Below are 17,083 nucleotides of genomic sequence, written 5' to 3' on the forward strand. Positions count from 1 at the left end.
AAAACCTAATATTAATCATTCTAACAATTCTCAAATCCAAAATCCTTTTCGTTAAAAATCTAAAATCATTTTTCAAGAATTTAGAATTAATAATTTAGAATTTTAGAATTACCTCTCCTTGAAAAGAAGAGGATTAGGTTAAAAGGATTTTTTTCTTCTCTTGGTCTATTGGATATGGCGCAGGTTTCGGAGGCATCCCTCCACCGCTTTTTTCTCCACGGCAAGTGAGAAGATTTTTACCTTAATTATTCGGTAAAGATGATTTTTAGAGTCACTACTCAAGCACAAAAGTATATTTTTTTGCCCTGCTGCCTACTGCCTACTGACAAATGTTAAATTAATTTTGCACAGGTACTTAAGAAGATTTAGCAAAATTTTTTAGATTTGGAATTATCCAGTTAATCTCTAGAAAAATGTATAAATAAATTAAGTTGCTCTAAATAGTTCATAAAAACAATTATTTTTAACATCTACCTACTTCTATAAAACTTAAAGTAACTTATCAAGTGCTGCTTTGAAAGTTTCATAAGGAGAAACACCAACTATATTTTCTACAAGTTCGCCACTTTTAAAAAACATCACAGCTGGAATGCTACGAATACTAAATTTATTGGCAGTTTCCTTATTTTCAGAAATATCAAGTTTTACTACTTTGGCACGACTTTGATATTCTTCAGCTAACTGGTCAATATAAGGACTAATTTTTTTACATGGACCGCACCACGACGCTGTACAATCTACGACAAAGATTGTTTCAGAAGTTAAAAGTGCATTAAATTCACTGTCATTTATATAAGTTGCTGTACTCATTATAATTCCTGATACTATAGATAATAATCAATTATATAGTAATTCTTCACTCTAAAGTTATATTCTGATTATTTCGAGCATCAATCCATTGCTTGGCACGCCTAACTACCTCTTGTCGAGAAGAAGCATAAGGTACTGCCACAACACAACCTAACTTGTAGTTTGCCCAAGCCGCATAAGTGGCAGATCCATCCATTTCACCTTGGTCAATTTCAACCTTCCAACCTTTGTAGTTAAAGGCCAACACAATATGAGGAAAATCAGGTTCAATCATTATTTTTTTTCTTTTGGGTTTAATACCCCGCCTTCACCTGCGGTGTTTACAAGCTTGTTGGGGTTTGAGTCCCCATCTACTTTTTCTTCCTTCTTCCTTCTTCCTTCTTCCCTCTTCCTTCTTCCTTCTTCAAGCTCAATATTTACATCAGTAGCATAGTTAGAGTCGATAGGAGCGTCTCCACTTCTACCTCTCCTTCAAAACCGGACGTGAGACTTTCACCTCATCCGGCTCCTCAATAACTCCATCCTTGTTATGGATACGTTCAGACTTTCTCGTTCTTGCTCTTGTGGAGGGAGCCATCTGATACAGTCTTAGTGTCATGGCAATGTTTGTGTAAAAGTTGTAAGTTATCGTAGGTGTCTTTTCCACCCAGACTTTTAGGCACTATATGGTCAACTTCTGCAATGTCTGTATCTGTGAAATACAGACCACAGTGGGGGCATTTCCCTTTTTGCCGTTTCATTAATTTGGCTACCCTTGTGGGTGTTCCGGGATATTCCCCTTTACGCTTGCTCCAATATTTCCAGTCACCATTGTACGGACTAACCTCTCCCTTGACTTTGATATGTCTAATAATGGGAGTTTCTGAGTGTGTTCTTAGTCTTAATCCGTTTTCTGTGCTGAAACACCAATGTTGTTCGCCTACCGTTCTCCAGTATTTGTCCTTATTGATGCTACCTTTTCCCCGACCTTTTGCCCACGCTCTTAGTTTTTGATACACAAGGTAATCTAATCTTGAAAATGTTTCCTTGCTAACTACGGTCGAGTAATAGTTTGACCACCCGCGTATAATTGGGTTCAGCTTGCTTATGAGGGCAGCTTGTGGGGCAGTCTTATGGGTGTCTATTACTTCCCCGATTTTATTTAGATGAGCCTTGATGCACTTTTTGGAGGGGGTGATTAGTGTATTAAAACCTAGAATTTCTTTGTGCGGATTCTTTGCACTTCTGTAGTTTCCTACTTTGTACTGTTGTATGTGGAATCCTAGAAACTCAAACCCAGTTTCCTTCTCGTGTGTTCTGAGAGTATGGGTTAATCTTGTTTTTTCCGGTTTTTATTCCAATCCCATGTCACTTAGCCACTCTTCAATTATTTGTTGGCAGGATTTAATCACACCTAAGTCCTCATGGATTATCACAAAGTCATCGGCGTAACGGATTAGGTTCATTTTATCCTGGTTTGCTTTTTTGCCACCTTTAAGGGTTCTTGCAAATTCCTTAATCCGTTCTTCCATACCATGTAAGGCAATGTTTGCCAATAGAGGTGAAATTGTTCCTCCCTGTGGTGTACCCTTATTAGTAGGGAAGAAATTATCTCCCTGGTCAATGTATCCTGCTTTTAACCATTGTTTTAGAATCCGGTTAAGGATGGGGTATGTATTGACCTTCTTAAGCAGAGCTTGGTGGTTGATACGGTCGAAACATTTTGATATATCCGCGTCAAGCACATATTTGGCTTTGTACCGGATACTATTAAATATGGCTCCGATACCATCGTGGCATGAGCGTCCTGGTCTAAAACCATAACTGTTTGGCTCGAATTTGGCCTCCCATTCTGGTTCTAACGCTTGTTTTACTAGCGTCTGCAAGGCACGGTCATAAATTGTCGGTATTCCTAGGGGTCTTTTCTCGTCACTGTTTGGTTTTGGAATCATTACCCTCCGTGTCGGGCGTACTTTCCCAGTAATTCTCAAGTTGTTTGCTAGGTTCATACGGGCTTTTGGGGACAATGATTTGACACCATCCACTCCTGCCGTCTTTTTCCCTTGGTTATCCTGAGTGACCTTCCTTACCGCAAGTAATCTTGCTGACCAAGACCTAATCAACGTTTTTTGAAGCTTGCGTACTGCTTTAACATCACCACGTTTACTCGCTTGAAATATTCTCTTTTGCAACTTAAATGTTCGTATTTCGACTTTACGCCAATTTACGTTGTCCCATTCCATCATCGGGTTTTCCTGTGCTTTAGACTTATTCATTGCTACTTAATCAATTTCCTTGAAGTTACCGTGAGTCTGTCAGCATATCCAATCCATTACAGATCAGCGTTGGCTTCTGACTCTATCCCTCTCCCGAAATCATACGGTTAGCACCTACTAGGTTATCGACCTGTCCTAGAGATTTTTGGGAGTTAATTCGTTCCGATTACCTATTGTTTTGAGTCTTGAGCGTGAATACTTTCCACCGGGTTTCTAAGCAGTGCTTATAGGTCAAGCTATTAATTGCCTACGCCTTATCCTTGCCTTTTGGCTTGGCCTTAATCAGTCGTTTTGGCCATCTGTACTAACGGTGGTTCAAACGTATCTTCACTTGCGTTACGCATGGACTCTTGCTTGACAGTCACCAGATTCGACTACCAGTGTTTCTGTCTTTTATCCCCGCTTTACTCTATAGGTTGCTTATGTCTATGTAGTAGGGGAAATGCTTTCACTCCTGCACCTGGAAGGTGGGACTGACGGTTTCCCGCTTCACCCACATAAATAATCAGTTTTCCTGGCAAATGGGCCAGTATTACCGTCCCTTGGGTTTTAGTCCCAATTTAGGCTAGCGAATCGCACAACAGCTTGTACATTATACCAATTCAAAAATATCCGAGAAATTTCTAAAGCTAACTGCGACTTACCTCGGTCAATTAACCATTGCAAAAAAACAGCCATTGTCTTTTCATTTAATCTTCCACCTAATGATAAAACTCCCCATAATAATTTGTGTAGCCAAGTCATTTGAATCATCATTTTTACTTCCAAAGTCGGATGTTTTTGATAAAACAAAACTCCCATTTTTCCCCTTTGAATTTCTCGCTCAATCATTCCTGGTAATTGCTCCAAAGAAAAAGGTGGATGCCAATGATAACCAACAGCATCAGGACACTTAATCAATTTTAAACCCAATTTTTTTAACCTAATTCCTAACTCCAAATCTTCCCAACCATACTGTTCAAAACGAGTATCAAATAATCCAGCTTCAATTAAAAAATGACGAGCGATAGCTACATTTCCCGTAGCAAAAAAAGCTGCCGAAAAATCAGTCAACTTATAAGGTTCTGAAGTGGGAAAATCAAAATTACAAGTATTAATAACTCTGCCATAAGTAAATACATTTTCCCCTTCTGCACTAACTAAACTATTTGCGTGTGACTGTAGAAAAGAATCTGTTACCACCAGGTCACTATCAATAAAAATAATAAAATTTCCTTTGGCCTGTTCAACACCAAAATTCCGAGCTGCTGCTGGCCCTTGGTGGGACTGAGAAAATAGTTGGACATGGGGAAATTCTTTGGCCTCTGTTTCTAACCAGGGGACAGTGTCATCCGTTGAGCCATCATCGACAACTATTACTTCATAATCTATAATTGGGCGGTCATAATCCTGATTTTCCAGAGCGCGAAGACACTTTTCTAAAATCGGTTTGCGATTATAAGTGGGGATAACTACACTGAAAAACATTTTTTCTCCTAACTAAATTGGAGACTTACGCAAAGGCACTACATATAGTAGATAAAAACTATAGCACTATGGCATATATGGCGTTTTTGTCGGGAAAATGCGTAAGTCCTTTCATTAATTGATAATGAAAAATTGATAATTGATAATTACCTCTGGTTTTAACCGTTACGGAATTGAATATAAGGAATATTTTCTTTTCTCTTGGTCGATTGGATATGGTTAGGAAACCCATCCATCCCACCCTACGGGAAGCTACGCTTTACATGTTGCGTAGCAAAACGACCGCTGTCTTGGTCGATTGGATATGGCGAGGGGACCTCGCCATCCCTCGACCGCTTTTTCCCCTTAAAAGGGGAGGCTTCAAGGCGCGAATTATTTAATTATTAATTATTAATTATTCGCTAAATGGAAATCTCCAAAAATCCAAAATAAAATCAATTCTGATCTATAAATTATCAATTATTTCCCTCTACTCCCTACTCCCTACTCCCTCTTTAGGAGGAAATGTCTAATAAACATCTCCAAAAATCCAAAATAAAATCAATTCTGATCCATAAATTATCAATTATTCCCCTCCTGGGAGGGGGAGGGTCTAGGGGTGAGTTGCCTGTTGCCTGTTGCCTGTTGCCTGTTGCCTGTTGCCTCTTTTGGAGAAGATGTCTAATGGAATAAAAGTTAAAGAAGGTAAACAAGGCAGGAGTAGGCACAACAGAAGAAGCAGAAAAGTTTTGATGTGGTATTTTTCCTCTGTGGGTCTCTAGTTTTTTCTACACCCTATTACCCACTTTTCATTCCTCTGAAAATTAGGATACACTCTAGAATCTGTACTTTGCCTGACAATAATTTTACAGGCTAAGTCCGATAATAAAAACCCAGTTGTTAATTTCTAGAGAAGAATCTATGAGTCGTGCCACTAAAGTTGTATTAGCTTATTCTGGTGGAGTGGATACCTCCGTTTGCATTCCTTACTTAAAAAATGAGTGGGGTGTTAAAGAAGTAATTACTCTTGCTGCAGATCTAGGACAGGGGGATGAGTTAGAAGGAGTCCGCAAAAAAGCATTAGATTCGGGTGCAGTAGAATCTTTGGTCATAGATGTTATCGAACCTTTGATTCAAGAATATGCTTTTCCTGCTATTCAAGCAAATGCTCTATATGAAAATCGCTATCCTTTAGCTACAGCATTAGCTAGACCTTTAATTGCCAAAATATTAGTAGATGCAGCAGAAAAATATGGTGCTGATGCGATCGCCCATGGTTGTACTGGAAAGGGTAATGACCAAGTAAGGTTTGATGTTGCTATTGCTGCACTTAATCCGAAAATCAAAATTCTTGCTCCAGCACGAGAGTGGGGAATGAGTCGGGAGGAGACTATTGCTTATGGTGAAAAATATGGAATTCCTGCTCCAGTGAAAAAGTCTTCTCCTTATAGTATTGATAAAAATTTATTGGGGATGGCGATCGAAGCAGGGGAGTTGGAAGATCCTTGGGTGGAGGCGCCGGAGGAAGTTTATAATATGACTAAAGCGATCGCTGATACTCCTAATGAACCGGAATATGTTGAAATTGGTTTTGAGGGAGGTATTCCTGTTAGTCTCAACGGTCAAGGAATGGGTGGTATTGAGTTAATTACTAAACTTAATCAGATAGCGGGAAGTCATGGTGTTGGTCGTATTGACATGATTGAAAACCGTCTTGTGGGAATTAAGTCACGAGAAGTTTACGAGTCTCCGGCAATGTGGGTTCTTATTCAAGCGCACCGCGACTTGGAAAGTTTAACTTTGACTGCTGATGTGACTCGTTATAAGCGGGGTATTGAGGAAACTTACAGTCAGTTGGTTTATAACGGTTTGTGGTTTAGTCCGTTGAAGGGTGCATTGGATGCTTTTATTCAGCAGACTCAGGAAAGGGTGACTGGTGTTGTGCGAGTGAAGTTGTTTAAGGGTAATGCGATGGTTGTCGGTCGTCAGTCTGGCAATTCTTTGTATAGTTTTGATTTGGCGACTTATGGTGCTGAGGATGAGTTCGACCATAAAGCGGCGGAAGGGTTTATTTATGTTTGGGGTTTGCCTACTCGTGTTTGGTCAGAGAAACTTAGAGGTTAAGAAATTGGCGATTTTTTAACTTTAATTAGTTGTTCCTGTAGGAATATTTTTTTATTTCTACAGGAATAATTTTTTTTGTGTAGTTTGGGTTAAGCGATCGCGAAGTGAAATAGATTTTCTATTGCGCAACTCAAAAAATTTCTAAATAATTAGGACTTAGACTATTTCTCCATGAAGTTGCACTTAATATAAAGATGAGAATAGTCAGTTTAATCAGGTCTGAGCAATAATTGTTAAGCGCATTGTTACAGAGAAATGGTATTAGACATTACAAGGTATTTTCGTCATTGCGACCGACCGGGAAGCAATCTCAAATCCTATTTTTTCATACCTCATGCGTAAGTCCTGATGATGTTGGGTTTCCTACCTCAACCCAACCTAGAACCTATCCCACTATTTTTAACAAACTTATTCCTTGAAGTAAAATGTGCTTAAAAAGCTTAATTCTTGGTTTTTAACTCTCAAAATATTGAGGGTTTTTAGCAAAAATATTATTAGCGGGATAGGTTCTACATTAACTGAATCAATATTTTTCTAATCTTGATTTTTGAATTTATCATTTTGCTCTGATTTTTCTTCAATTTCTAATTTTTTTAGCGGTTATTTTTGAAGTGAAAACTGAAAATACCCGCAGAGACGATGAAGATTTTAAAAAAGTATTTTACGAACAATTAAAAGTACAGGAATGTTGGTGATTTTACCCTAAAGGTGAATGGATAGAAGAAAAATTGCAAGGGTATCGTCTGGCAGAAACAAATTATAAATTAATTACAGATGGTCGGAGCAAACCTTTAGGATTACGTTTAGAAGTAGAGGATAAATTGATAAGATTTTATCGGGAATATACGGGAGAAAAATTGGTGATTTCTGATAAATTACGAGAAGTTTTGAATCAGGAAATTGGGGCACGACAAGAAGCAGAAAAACGAACCGAAGAATTAGAATCTTTACTGTCTCGTTATCGCGATCGCTTTGGAGAATTACCTGAAAATTAACAAAGGAGAATTAGGCTAAGGAAAATTCTTTGGCTTAATTATTNTTAAAGGTCCCGCGTGGAATTTTGATCAAAAGCGTGGTAGAGAAATTTTCTACCACATTGGGAGATACCCCCTCAGTAAGTTAATCTTGCTGTGCATTGTTAACAATTGTTAGCAAAATAGTATCGGCAATCATAAGTCCTTACATTTAAGGGCATATCTTGGACATGACCGCAGTTTGAGCAGGTTTTTGATGAATGCCTTATTCCTTCTGCTATACCTATTAAATATAGGGGAATCGCACTTTGGGATTTGAATGATGCGGACTGCCCCTGATTTAATTCAATCATGGCGTTAAATTAATCATTACCCTCCCAAACCTAAAACATTCTGTAATAGCATTTGGTCTTCACCTTTAAGTTGAAAGCGTCCACTCTCAATATCTCTAATCCAACTTTGACTTTTTCCAAGCATAGTTGCCAACTGTCTCTGACTTAACTGCTGATTTTTTCTAGCAGTCATAATTTGTTCGCCACAGATCGCAGCAAGCTTTTTTGTTCTTTTGCGCTTATTAGAATAACGTAGCTTTTGTTTTTCAAAATCTGCTAAGTGTTTATCCCATTCTTCGGGCAATTTAAACCAGAGGATACGAGCGTTTAATAACATATTCCACTTACCTCTGGGGCCGTTATCTGTTAATCTTGTATTTTTACTACCATCATCAATCCAGAAATCTAAAGCTTCTTCACCATCATCAGGTAGAGCAGCTAATTTTGCCCACATTGGCTGAATTTCCTGGGGGTAAGTTACGGGGTCAAATTCTGGTTTAAGTCCATAATGATTGAGAACTTCCAGATCACTTTCAAAAGTTCTAATTAGTCGTTTTCGATCATCCCTAGAAGATGATGCTCGTATGACTTTTTGTTCGCCATAAGCTACTCGCATTAGGGTCGGTACAGTCAACCGTTGTTCCCTACCCATTTTGGTTTTGAATAATAACCATAACAGCATTCGAGCAGTACCTTCATGTTGCTGCCAAATACTCATTACTGTAGTTAATATAGACTGAGGCAAAATGCCGTATTGATAAAATGCTTTGCCCTGCTTGCAACCTTCTCTGTTGAGGAAATACTTAGTCCAAAGACCAGCTTTGACTCTAAAGGTAAGACCAACAAGATGTTTAGATCCTGTAGAATCTTCAGAAAAGTGATGTTGAATGTCTAAGATATGCCATAATTGATCTTCTGGTAATGAGAACGCATTAATTCTGCCCTGCTGAGGCCAATCAATAGTAGTAGTAATATTACAAGGTTGTTGAGCTAGGTTTTTAATTAAACTCAGTTTAGTTGCTTTCGATAAGTCTTTGCGTTTTTCTAACCCTAAGTACCTTTCAATTTGTTGGTCATCGATCACAAATTCTTGCTCCCATGGTTTGTCAATCACTGCTGCATGGGCAGCATAAATTAGGTGCAGACAAGCTGCTCTGATATCCATTGCTGGCATATCTGTGACTTTGATGACATCATCATTGATAATTTGAGATGAATACTCCACATCTTTGATGCTGAAACTGATTGAACCCTGACCTTGCTTAATAGAACGTTGATAAATCAGTTTACCTTCTGCATTCACTGTCCAAGGTAATGATTCTCTCTGCGTCAGAATGTTGCAAGCTTCCCAAACCGCGATAGAAGAAGCAAAAGGACTATGCTTGCCATTGGGAAATAAATTAGAGCTTGTGGGTATTCTTGTCTCAGCTTTATATCTACCTTTTTTAGCTTTGGTGGGAACAGGACTGCTAATAGAACAGTGAATTACGCACTGAGGTTCTTCGTAATAACCCTCACAGCTATTACATAGTTCAGGATTAATAGAGTATTTTTCATCTTCTATAGTTATTGCACCTGTTGGGCAGTGGATTTGGGGTACACAGGTGCCACATGAGATACAGTTTTCAGTCATTTTGTGAGTCATAACACCCCCCTGTTATTGCTGTTGAGAAGTTTGTGTTAGTAATACTACTCGTCATCTGTAAGTTGATTTGGCTGATTAATCATAGTAATGTCCTGATTGCTATATAACTAACTATACATGAAGTGAAGAACTCAAATCTTTTGTCTGTTGTTGATTTAAGTATTTTCACTTAAGCTTAATTGACGCTTTAATAATAAGAATTAATATTTCATAATTTTTTTAGATTAGATGTTCATAATAAGCAAATTAATATTCTTTTTATTTTTTATAATTGAGTAATTATAGGATTTTTATAGTTATACATTTAACTTGCAATAGTTAATAACTATAATTATTATTTTTTTACGAATTTATAGTAATAAAAATCAAGGAAAAATGCTAAATAAATATTTTTAAGGTATATTTATCCGCATTTAACCCCATAGATTAACTGTTCATATTTTCATGATTGAGATGAATACCTAACATTCCAGTTTGTTTTTTGTAGTATTTACTCGATGACTAACTTGTAATCTACCTCTGGGAAGGAGAATATTTTTTTGTTTAAGAATTCTCCTAACTTGAGTACCACTAATTTTGATTCCTGTTTTTTCAGCAAGATAATTTGCTAAACGTTCTCCACTCCAGTGTTGACATTCATAACCGAACTGATGAGGAGATTTTTTGCTGACTTCTACCAATAACTGAATGTACTCTTCTGTAGCTTTACGAAAGTTACCATGCTCTCTTTGATCTCGTAAACTATCTAATTGGTCTGGGTCTCCATGTACACACCAATAAGCAACTGTTCTATAAGAACAACCGATAAATGCAGAAATTTCTGAATAAGTTTTTCCGTCATTTAATAGGAGTAACATCAATACTCGTTCTCGGAAATGAGAGCAATTACCTTCTTGTAAGGCTTTTTGCAATCTTTTCTTTTGCATTGAACTAAGAAAATCTTTAGCAGGCATAACAGCTACCTCAGTTTAACAACTTAATGCAACTTAGCTGCACTATATATATAATCCGCTTTTTGACACCCTCTAAATTGAGAAGATGAGCTACGACTCCAAACTCAGACAAAAGTTTGTCTATTGTAGTCTGCTACCCTATAATTCAAGTAAGATTGAGTAAAATTCGTGCTTAGTAATTGAATGGTTATGACTTCTTCTATAGAAAGCATGAAGAACCGGATTTAACTTAAGCCTGTATTTTTAACAGTTAATCTGGCCACAATTAGACATAAAAATATAAGTTTGTCTTACCAGATACATAGTTACTGCTAATAAAAATATATTACTTTTTCGTAAAATCTTTTCCTGTCAAATAATTAACAGTTTATTCTCTGATAATTAGAATTACTAGATGACTCTCGCATCTTTAGATGTGTAGATACTCAACCCTGATATAAGTAGAATGCTGGTAGATAGCGGAGAACCATACGACGCTAATGCCTGTCTAGTTATTTGATTGACTGACTGAATCCATGATCAAAAACATTGTTGTAATTGATCCGGGTCTAAAGGTGCAAAAACTCTGGCAAATGTATCGTGAGATGGAATTCCATTAGGCAGTTTAAAAAACTTTTTAGCCATTTACAGTAAGGATTCACCATAAGATTCTATATCTATCCACGTATCTGCACCACAAATTACAGCACAAATAGTAATTGTAATAATATGAATTAATTTATGACGTTTGGTTCCATCTACTCTCGGGTCTTCTAGTTCACTAAAATACTCATAAATATTCTTTTTTAGCTGGAGTTTCATTTTTATATAATATTCCCTTGAATACTTATAAATAATTTAGCTAGGAGTCATTCCTCAGCCCTCATAAGTCAGGAGGGGAGAAAGAAGGAAGGAACAAAAGTAAAGATAATTTCAGTATTTATTCGGTATTGTCAGTTCTTAAATTTTATTTATAACTGACCCGTCTGAACATGATATTAAATCTTACTATTATTACTAGAATAATTATTTTTTATAAATATCTAATCTTCAATTTTAATGAGTTTTTTTTAAGTATTAATTATTGAATTTATTGGAGAGTTTTGATTGTTGAAAGTTTTGGTATTTTTTGAGGAAACTATTCCCTACAGGACGCTACAGGTTTTGCCCCGCAACATATTTACGCAGTATTCCGCACCGAAAAAGCAGAGCTTTGCGAAGCGCAAAACCACGCCTTGCGCCTGTCGGCAAAGCGTGGTATTGGCGATGCATGACTTGCCCGTAGCGCTATACTTTGACACTACAGGGGATAAATCCGCGTGGATTCTTTAGAGGATCTTTCATTAATTGATAATTGATAATGGATAATTGATAATTACCTCTGGTTAAAACCGTTACGGAATTGAATATAAGGAGATATTATTTCTTCTCTTGGTCGATTGGATATGGCGTTAGCGCAGCGGCTCTGTCAAGAGCGGGAGACCTCACCATCCCACCCTTCGGGAAGCTGCGAAGAGAGAACTCCGTTCCGCTGACGCGAAACGCGACAGCGTTGCGTTACGCCAGTTTTGCAAAGCAAAAGCAAACGACCGCTGTCTTGGTCGATTGGATATGGCGAGGTCCCCTCGCCATCCCATCCTAACGGACTGCTCCGCAAACGACCGCTTTTTTCCCCTATCCAAGGGGAGGCTTTAAACCATAATTATTTAATTATTAATTATTAATAATTCGGTAAATCGGACTTTAGTCACGATTTTCACATCGTTTACGAAGTATGCCACTCCGGCAAAACAACCACATTGCCAGTAAAATACTGTAGTACGTATAGAACCCATTTGAGATCTATATAATTATGGTAGCCAAGTCTTTTCGCCCATCAATGAGTGAGGAAAAATCTGAAAAGGAGTGTTGAATTTTTTGTATTATTTCTCCTCACATCTTCCCTCTTCCCTCTTCCCTCTTCCCTCCTGTCTCCTGTCTCCTAGCTAGAAAAATTTAATATTTATGAAGATACGCTTAGGGGTTCTATACACTGCTCAGTCAACTTGGCGGTGCCAATTGCCACTACTCTTTCCAGCCATGCATAGGATTGAAGCTACTTTTTAAGTTTTCGGTTAATCATAACACATTTTTTTGACTACGGGTTAAAACCCATCGAGTCGTTTCCATCCACCACTTAAAAGACGGTGGTTTCCCACTTAGCAAATTTTTATGATGACAAAATTGCACAAAAAAAGTCAGGGAGTTCAGACTTTAGGTGAATAATTTTACTAATACACCTAAAGCTGATACTCCACAAACTTCTATATTAATATTTCTGAGTTGATATTCTTCGGAACTCATACAGCTGCAGGAGCATGAGTGAAGCATTTCTTACCACAAATGTTAGCGCAAGCTTCACATCCGATACAGTCATCTGCATTAGTAATAGTCATTACTTTCCGTAATACTTCATCATCATCATCATCATCATCGTCCACAAATTCTCCATGCTCGTTGATGGGTCTAAGTTCTAGAACATTTCTATGACAAACTTTAAAGCAACGACCACAACCTAGGCACTTATTCATGTCAATAGATTCGACATACTGAGGAGTCCAAGCTGTACCACCTTTAGTTAAAGCTGTTAATGTTGCCATTGGTTCTTCTCCTTAATTAATAGATTGAATTTTTTGTTTTGTTTGCTTTGTTCCATCTTTTTATATAATAGCTATTTACTCTAGCAAAAAAGTAGTTTTTTATACTTTTTTTAGATTTTTTGTAATATTTGATTATGGCTTTTTTTGTGTATTTATTTATTAGAAAATATTTGCAATTATCGCTAGATAAATATACCTATAAACCGTCAAAGTCTCTATATAAGTTTTGACGATATTTTTGGTTGAATTGAGACAATACCAGCAAATAAAATGAACTATTAATATTACTTAAGTTTCGTCAGATACTGGTAATAGAAATTATGAATATAATTAGTGTGCTTTAGCACAGTTATAAATTATTTGATGGCAACTAAATAGTAGGATATTGAAGTTGAATAATCTATTGTTTAAAACATTAAAGTATTTGAAGTTCGTAGCTACTCTTCCGTTGCGTTTTGAGTGTGAGGAAGCAGATTTTTCTAAGTTGTCTGAGTTTTAAGCTTTTGATACTTCCTAACAGTAATGACGACTGCAATAATTAGACTCTTAAACAAACATTTTTACCCTTCAAGTTTTTCGGTTTTCAACTGTACCGTAGGGCATGCGGAAACAGGCTTTTGATAGAATTTGCGCAGCATTCCCATAGGAAAGCTCCTCTGTTTGTGGAGTATTCCGAACGAAAAGAGGCAATAGAGTAAACTCTTGGGGAGAGAACCATCTCTGGATTAAATATTGCAAGGTGTTAAGTTTAAGTGGACTCAATGTTGGCGTAGCCTTGCGGAGCACAAACCAAGAATCCTGGTTTCAGGAGAATCTCCGTGTCTGCCTCTTTCAGAGGAGCTTCGCTAACAGGTCGGAGAGTATGTCAATACTTCTACCCCTAGCTAAATTGTTTAGATTTGGTATTAGGTTTGCGAGCAGCTTTTTTTCACCTAGTACCGACCACCTACTACCTAATACCAAATTCAAAAAAGGTAGTTACATCTTAATTTGTGATTTATTGCTACAATTAAAAATTGTATATATCCATCAAATGTCAAAATTAAGCATTTTTTCCTCTTTTTTATCCAGTTTTTCTTTCCCTGTTGCCTTCCGGAGCAGATGAGCTGTTGCCCGTGTCGAGACTGTACAATATTTTATGAAATTGGTATAACACCTTCTTCAATTTCCAGCCTTAACTGGAATTAATATTTCAAATAATGTACCTTCATTTTGATTAGATATACATCTCAGTTCTCCCCGATGTTTTTCGACAACAATTTGGTGAGAAATTGATAGTCCTAGACCTGTACCCTTGCCCACTGGTTTGGTTGTAAAAAACGGGTCAAAAATACGATTTTGAACAGATTCGCTAATACCATGCCCATTATCAGAAAGGGAAATTTTCACAAAATCTTGATTTACTCCTGTTTCTGACTTTTGAGATATTTCTGTTTTTATGGTAATAATTCCCGGTTCTTTTTGTTCTTCAAAAGCATCTATTGCATTAGCAATAATATTCATAAATACTTGATTTAACTGACTAGCATAACACTCAATCTTGGGTAAATTTCCATAGTCTTTAACTAATGTTATATCTGGTCTTTTTTCTGTAGCTTTGAGACGATGTTGTAAAATTAATAAAGTGCTATCTATACCAGAGTGAATATCTACTTTTTTCATCTCTGCTTCATCTAAGCGAGAGAAATTTCTTAAAGATAAAACTAACTCTCTAATTCGGTTGGCTCCTATATTCATTGAATCGACTATTTTAGGCAAATCTTCCATCAAGAAATCTGCTTCACACTCTTCGGCAAAATCTTGAATTTCTGGAATTGGATCTTGATAGTTTTGTCGATACAAATGCAGTAAATGTAGTAATTCTCTAATGTAGTTATTTGTATGAAGAAGATTGCCGTATATAAAGCTAATTGGATTATTAATTTCATGGGCAATACCAGCAACCATTTGACCTAGACCAGACATTTTTTCTGCTTGTACTAATTGAGCTTGAGTCTTTTGCAATTCTTTTAAAGCTTTTTCTAATTGCAATGCTCTTTCTCGTTCACGTTTTTCTGATTCTCGTAGTGCAATTTCTCCTTGTTTTCGCTCTGTGATATCACGAATAATTGCTAAGACTTCATCTTTACCACTTTTGACATAACGAGCTTCATAATGATAGGGGTTATGATTAATAATAGTAGAATATTCTCCTGCTTGCACTTTATGAGTGCTGAGAGTAAGTTTTAAATAATGTCGAACCCAAATAGCTAAATCTTGGGGAAATATTTCTTCTATAGTTTTCCCTAGTACTTCTGATGCTTTGGGGGCATTTTCATCATCTTTTGATGGGTAGAAGTCGAGAAAAACACCTTTTGAGTTGAGGCGTAACATTAAGTCGGGAATAGCATGGAGAAGACTATGGTTGCATTTTTGACTTTCTTGTAGTGCTTCTTCTACTCGCTTGCGTTCGGTGATGTCAAATCTAATAGCTAAGTATTGATAAGGTTGTCCGAGGTCATTTAAAAAAGGTACGATAGTTGTATTAACCCAATAATAACTACCATCTTTAGCCTTATTTTTAATTTCGCCTCTCCACACACGACCAGAGCTAATAGTAGACCACAAATCTTTAAAAAACTTTGGGGGATGATATTTAGAGTTAAGCAGACGGTGACTTTTTCCGATTAACTCTTCTCTAGAATATTGAGATATTTCATAAACTTTATCATTCACATATTGAATAATACCTCTTTGGTCTGTAATGGCAACGATCGCTGCTTGATCTATAGCAAATTTGATATCAGATAGTTCTTTGAGGGTTTTCCGCAGTATTGCTTCTAGTAAGCGACGTTCTGCTATTTCCTTCCCCTGGTTAGTTAAATTTTGTAAATCGTGATTTTTTTCAATGAAAGATGCTACCATCTGATTGATCTGGTAATGCTCATAATCAGATTGATTTAGAACTTGATTAGTTTCCATTCTTTTTTGTTACTCCTGGTTGAATTTGATGCACTGCTAATATTTCTGACTCCACTTTCAGGTTGAGAATTATTTGTAGCTTTGTTTGGCTCGCAACCTGTAAATGTGAAGCTAGTTCTTATCTAGCAACTTAATTTTGGTACATTAATTTTTACTAGCTTAAATATATGAAATGCTTATCTTAATATTAAGAGCATATAATTTTTCTACTTTAGGGTTTAGTTAAATTGGTTACTAAATATATCGATATTTGGGTAAATCTTTATTGCTGATTGTTAAAAATATTTAATACAAATATAAATATTTAATGCAGTTCTTGTGGATACTAAAGTTCCTTTAAAGAGGTATTTAGAAGCTCAGAGAGAATTTTTTAAAGCTTTTTTTTGTGATACACCCCCTATTAAGTTAGATTTAGTGGGAACAAAAAATCTATGAAAGCATCTGTGATTATTAGAGATTTATTTTAAATTTTTTGTAGCTAATATTACAAAAAATTAATCGATTTGAGTGTAATGAAAAAATACTCAACAAAGCTCAAAATATTTATTAATTTCAGACGATTAAGATACTAATTTTTAAAAGTTATTTATATTAGACATCTCCAGAAAAGATGCTATTATGGCTCTGTTTCCCAATTCTGCTGACGATGCGGTTCAATGAGCGATCGCTATGCTGGAGCAGTTGAAAATATACAATTCAGAGCTACAACAAAAGAATCTATTACCCATTCGTATTGGTATTGGTTTACATACGGTTAGGTTGATTTTAGGAACTGTAGGCAGATTTGGACCCATGGACGGAACTGCGATCGGGTTGTCTGTAGTTATCTTGAACGTTTCCACCATCATAATTTGGGTTAAAGACGTACAGCAGGAAAAAAGAATAAAGTTTTCTATTACTAAGTAAGCGGACATGATATAACAATACTGAGATAAAATGAATAAAGTACTTGATTTTTTTCCCAC

General features: G+C 36.5%; 13 protein-coding genes and 2 pseudogenes. 3 read left to right on the top strand and 12 right to left on the bottom strand.

The annotated features are described in order from the left end of the window. Positions 1–489: 489 nt before the first annotated feature. From trxA to F6K23_RS12055, 6 genes and pseudogenes are all read right to left on the bottom strand, one after another. The gene (gene trxA / locus F6K23_RS12040; protein ID WP_293155186.1) at positions 490–810 is read right to left on the bottom strand and encodes a thioredoxin; all 321 of its coding nucleotides are present in this window, start codon (positions 808–810) and stop codon (positions 490–492) included. Between the two features lie 46 nt (positions 811–856). Beyond that, positions 857–1,084, bottom strand: coding sequence for a hypothetical protein (locus tag F6K23_RS12045; protein ID WP_293155189.1), 228 nt, complete (start codon positions 1,082–1,084; stop codon positions 857–859). A 265-nt stretch (positions 1,085–1,349) separates the two neighbouring features. Continuing rightward, positions 1,350–1,808: an HNH endonuclease gene (locus tag F6K23_RS42835; RefSeq protein WP_375340756.1), complete on the bottom strand. Its 459-nt coding sequence runs from the start codon at positions 1,806–1,808 to the stop codon at positions 1,350–1,352. A 15-nt stretch (positions 1,809–1,823) separates the two neighbouring features. Further along, positions 1,824–2,063, bottom strand: a pseudogene (locus F6K23_RS42840) (group II intron maturase-specific domain-containing protein); the annotation flags it as partial. A gap of 78 nt (positions 2,064–2,141) precedes the next feature. Next, entirely contained in the window at positions 2,142–3,065 is a 924-nt protein-coding gene (locus tag F6K23_RS42845; protein ID WP_375340757.1) for a reverse transcriptase domain-containing protein, read from the bottom strand. Positions 3,066–3,614: 549 nt separating this feature from the next. Continuing rightward, positions 3,615–4,532, bottom strand: a complete 918-nt coding sequence (locus tag F6K23_RS12055) for a glycosyltransferase family 2 protein (protein WP_293155192.1) — start codon at positions 4,530–4,532, stop codon at positions 3,615–3,617. Between the two features lie 900 nt (positions 4,533–5,432). On the opposite strand from F6K23_RS12055, the gene F6K23_RS12060 reads away from it, so the two are divergent. Both F6K23_RS12060 and F6K23_RS12065 read left to right on the top strand, forming a co-directional pair. Then, positions 5,433–6,635 (top strand): argininosuccinate synthase, encoded by a 1,203-nt coding sequence (locus F6K23_RS12060; protein ID WP_293155195.1) that lies wholly within the window; start codon positions 5,433–5,435, stop codon positions 6,633–6,635. Positions 6,636–7,363: 728 nt separating this feature from the next. Next, complete coding sequence (locus tag F6K23_RS12065; RefSeq protein ID WP_293155198.1) at positions 7,364–7,630, top strand: hypothetical protein; 267 nt, start codon at positions 7,364–7,366, stop codon at positions 7,628–7,630. Positions 7,631–7,978: 348 nt separating this feature from the next. Here the strand turns inward: F6K23_RS12065 and F6K23_RS12070 are convergent, their stop codons facing one another. From F6K23_RS12070 to F6K23_RS12095, 6 genes and pseudogenes are all read right to left on the bottom strand, one after another. Beyond that, the gene (locus F6K23_RS12070; protein WP_293155201.1) at positions 7,979–9,586 is read right to left on the bottom strand and encodes a helix-turn-helix domain-containing protein; all 1,608 of its coding nucleotides are present in this window, start codon (positions 9,584–9,586) and stop codon (positions 7,979–7,981) included. A gap of 461 nt (positions 9,587–10,047) precedes the next feature. Beyond that, positions 10,048–10,539, bottom strand: coding sequence for a helix-turn-helix domain-containing protein (locus tag F6K23_RS12075; protein ID WP_124147368.1), 492 nt, complete (start codon positions 10,537–10,539; stop codon positions 10,048–10,050). 522 nt (positions 10,540–11,061) lie between these two features. Beyond that, positions 11,062–11,340 (bottom strand): annotated as a pseudogene (locus F6K23_RS12080) (ISAs1 family transposase); the annotation flags it as partial. 884 nt (positions 11,341–12,224) lie between these two features. Continuing rightward, positions 12,225–12,353: a hypothetical protein gene (locus tag F6K23_RS12085; protein ID WP_293155205.1), complete on the bottom strand. Its 129-nt coding sequence runs from the start codon at positions 12,351–12,353 to the stop codon at positions 12,225–12,227. Between the two features lie 504 nt (positions 12,354–12,857). After that, positions 12,858–13,157: a ferredoxin III, nif-specific gene (fdxB, locus tag F6K23_RS12090; RefSeq protein ID WP_124146397.1), complete on the bottom strand. Its 300-nt coding sequence runs from the start codon at positions 13,155–13,157 to the stop codon at positions 12,858–12,860. Positions 13,158–14,318: 1,161 nt separating this feature from the next. Beyond that, on the bottom strand, positions 14,319–16,118 hold the full coding sequence (locus tag F6K23_RS12095) for a PAS domain S-box protein (RefSeq protein WP_293155207.1): 1,800 nt from the start codon (positions 16,116–16,118) through the stop codon (positions 14,319–14,321). Between the two features lie 681 nt (positions 16,119–16,799). On the opposite strand from F6K23_RS12095, the gene F6K23_RS12100 reads away from it, so the two are divergent. Further along, positions 16,800–17,024 (top strand): hypothetical protein, encoded by a 225-nt coding sequence (locus tag F6K23_RS12100; RefSeq protein WP_293155210.1) that lies wholly within the window; start codon positions 16,800–16,802, stop codon positions 17,022–17,024. The last annotated feature ends 59 nt before the right edge of the window (positions 17,025–17,083 follow it).

The sequence above is a fragment of the Okeania sp. SIO2C9 genome (assembly GCF_010672455.1).
GTDB lineage: Bacteria > Cyanobacteriota > Cyanobacteriia > Cyanobacteriales > Microcoleaceae > Okeania.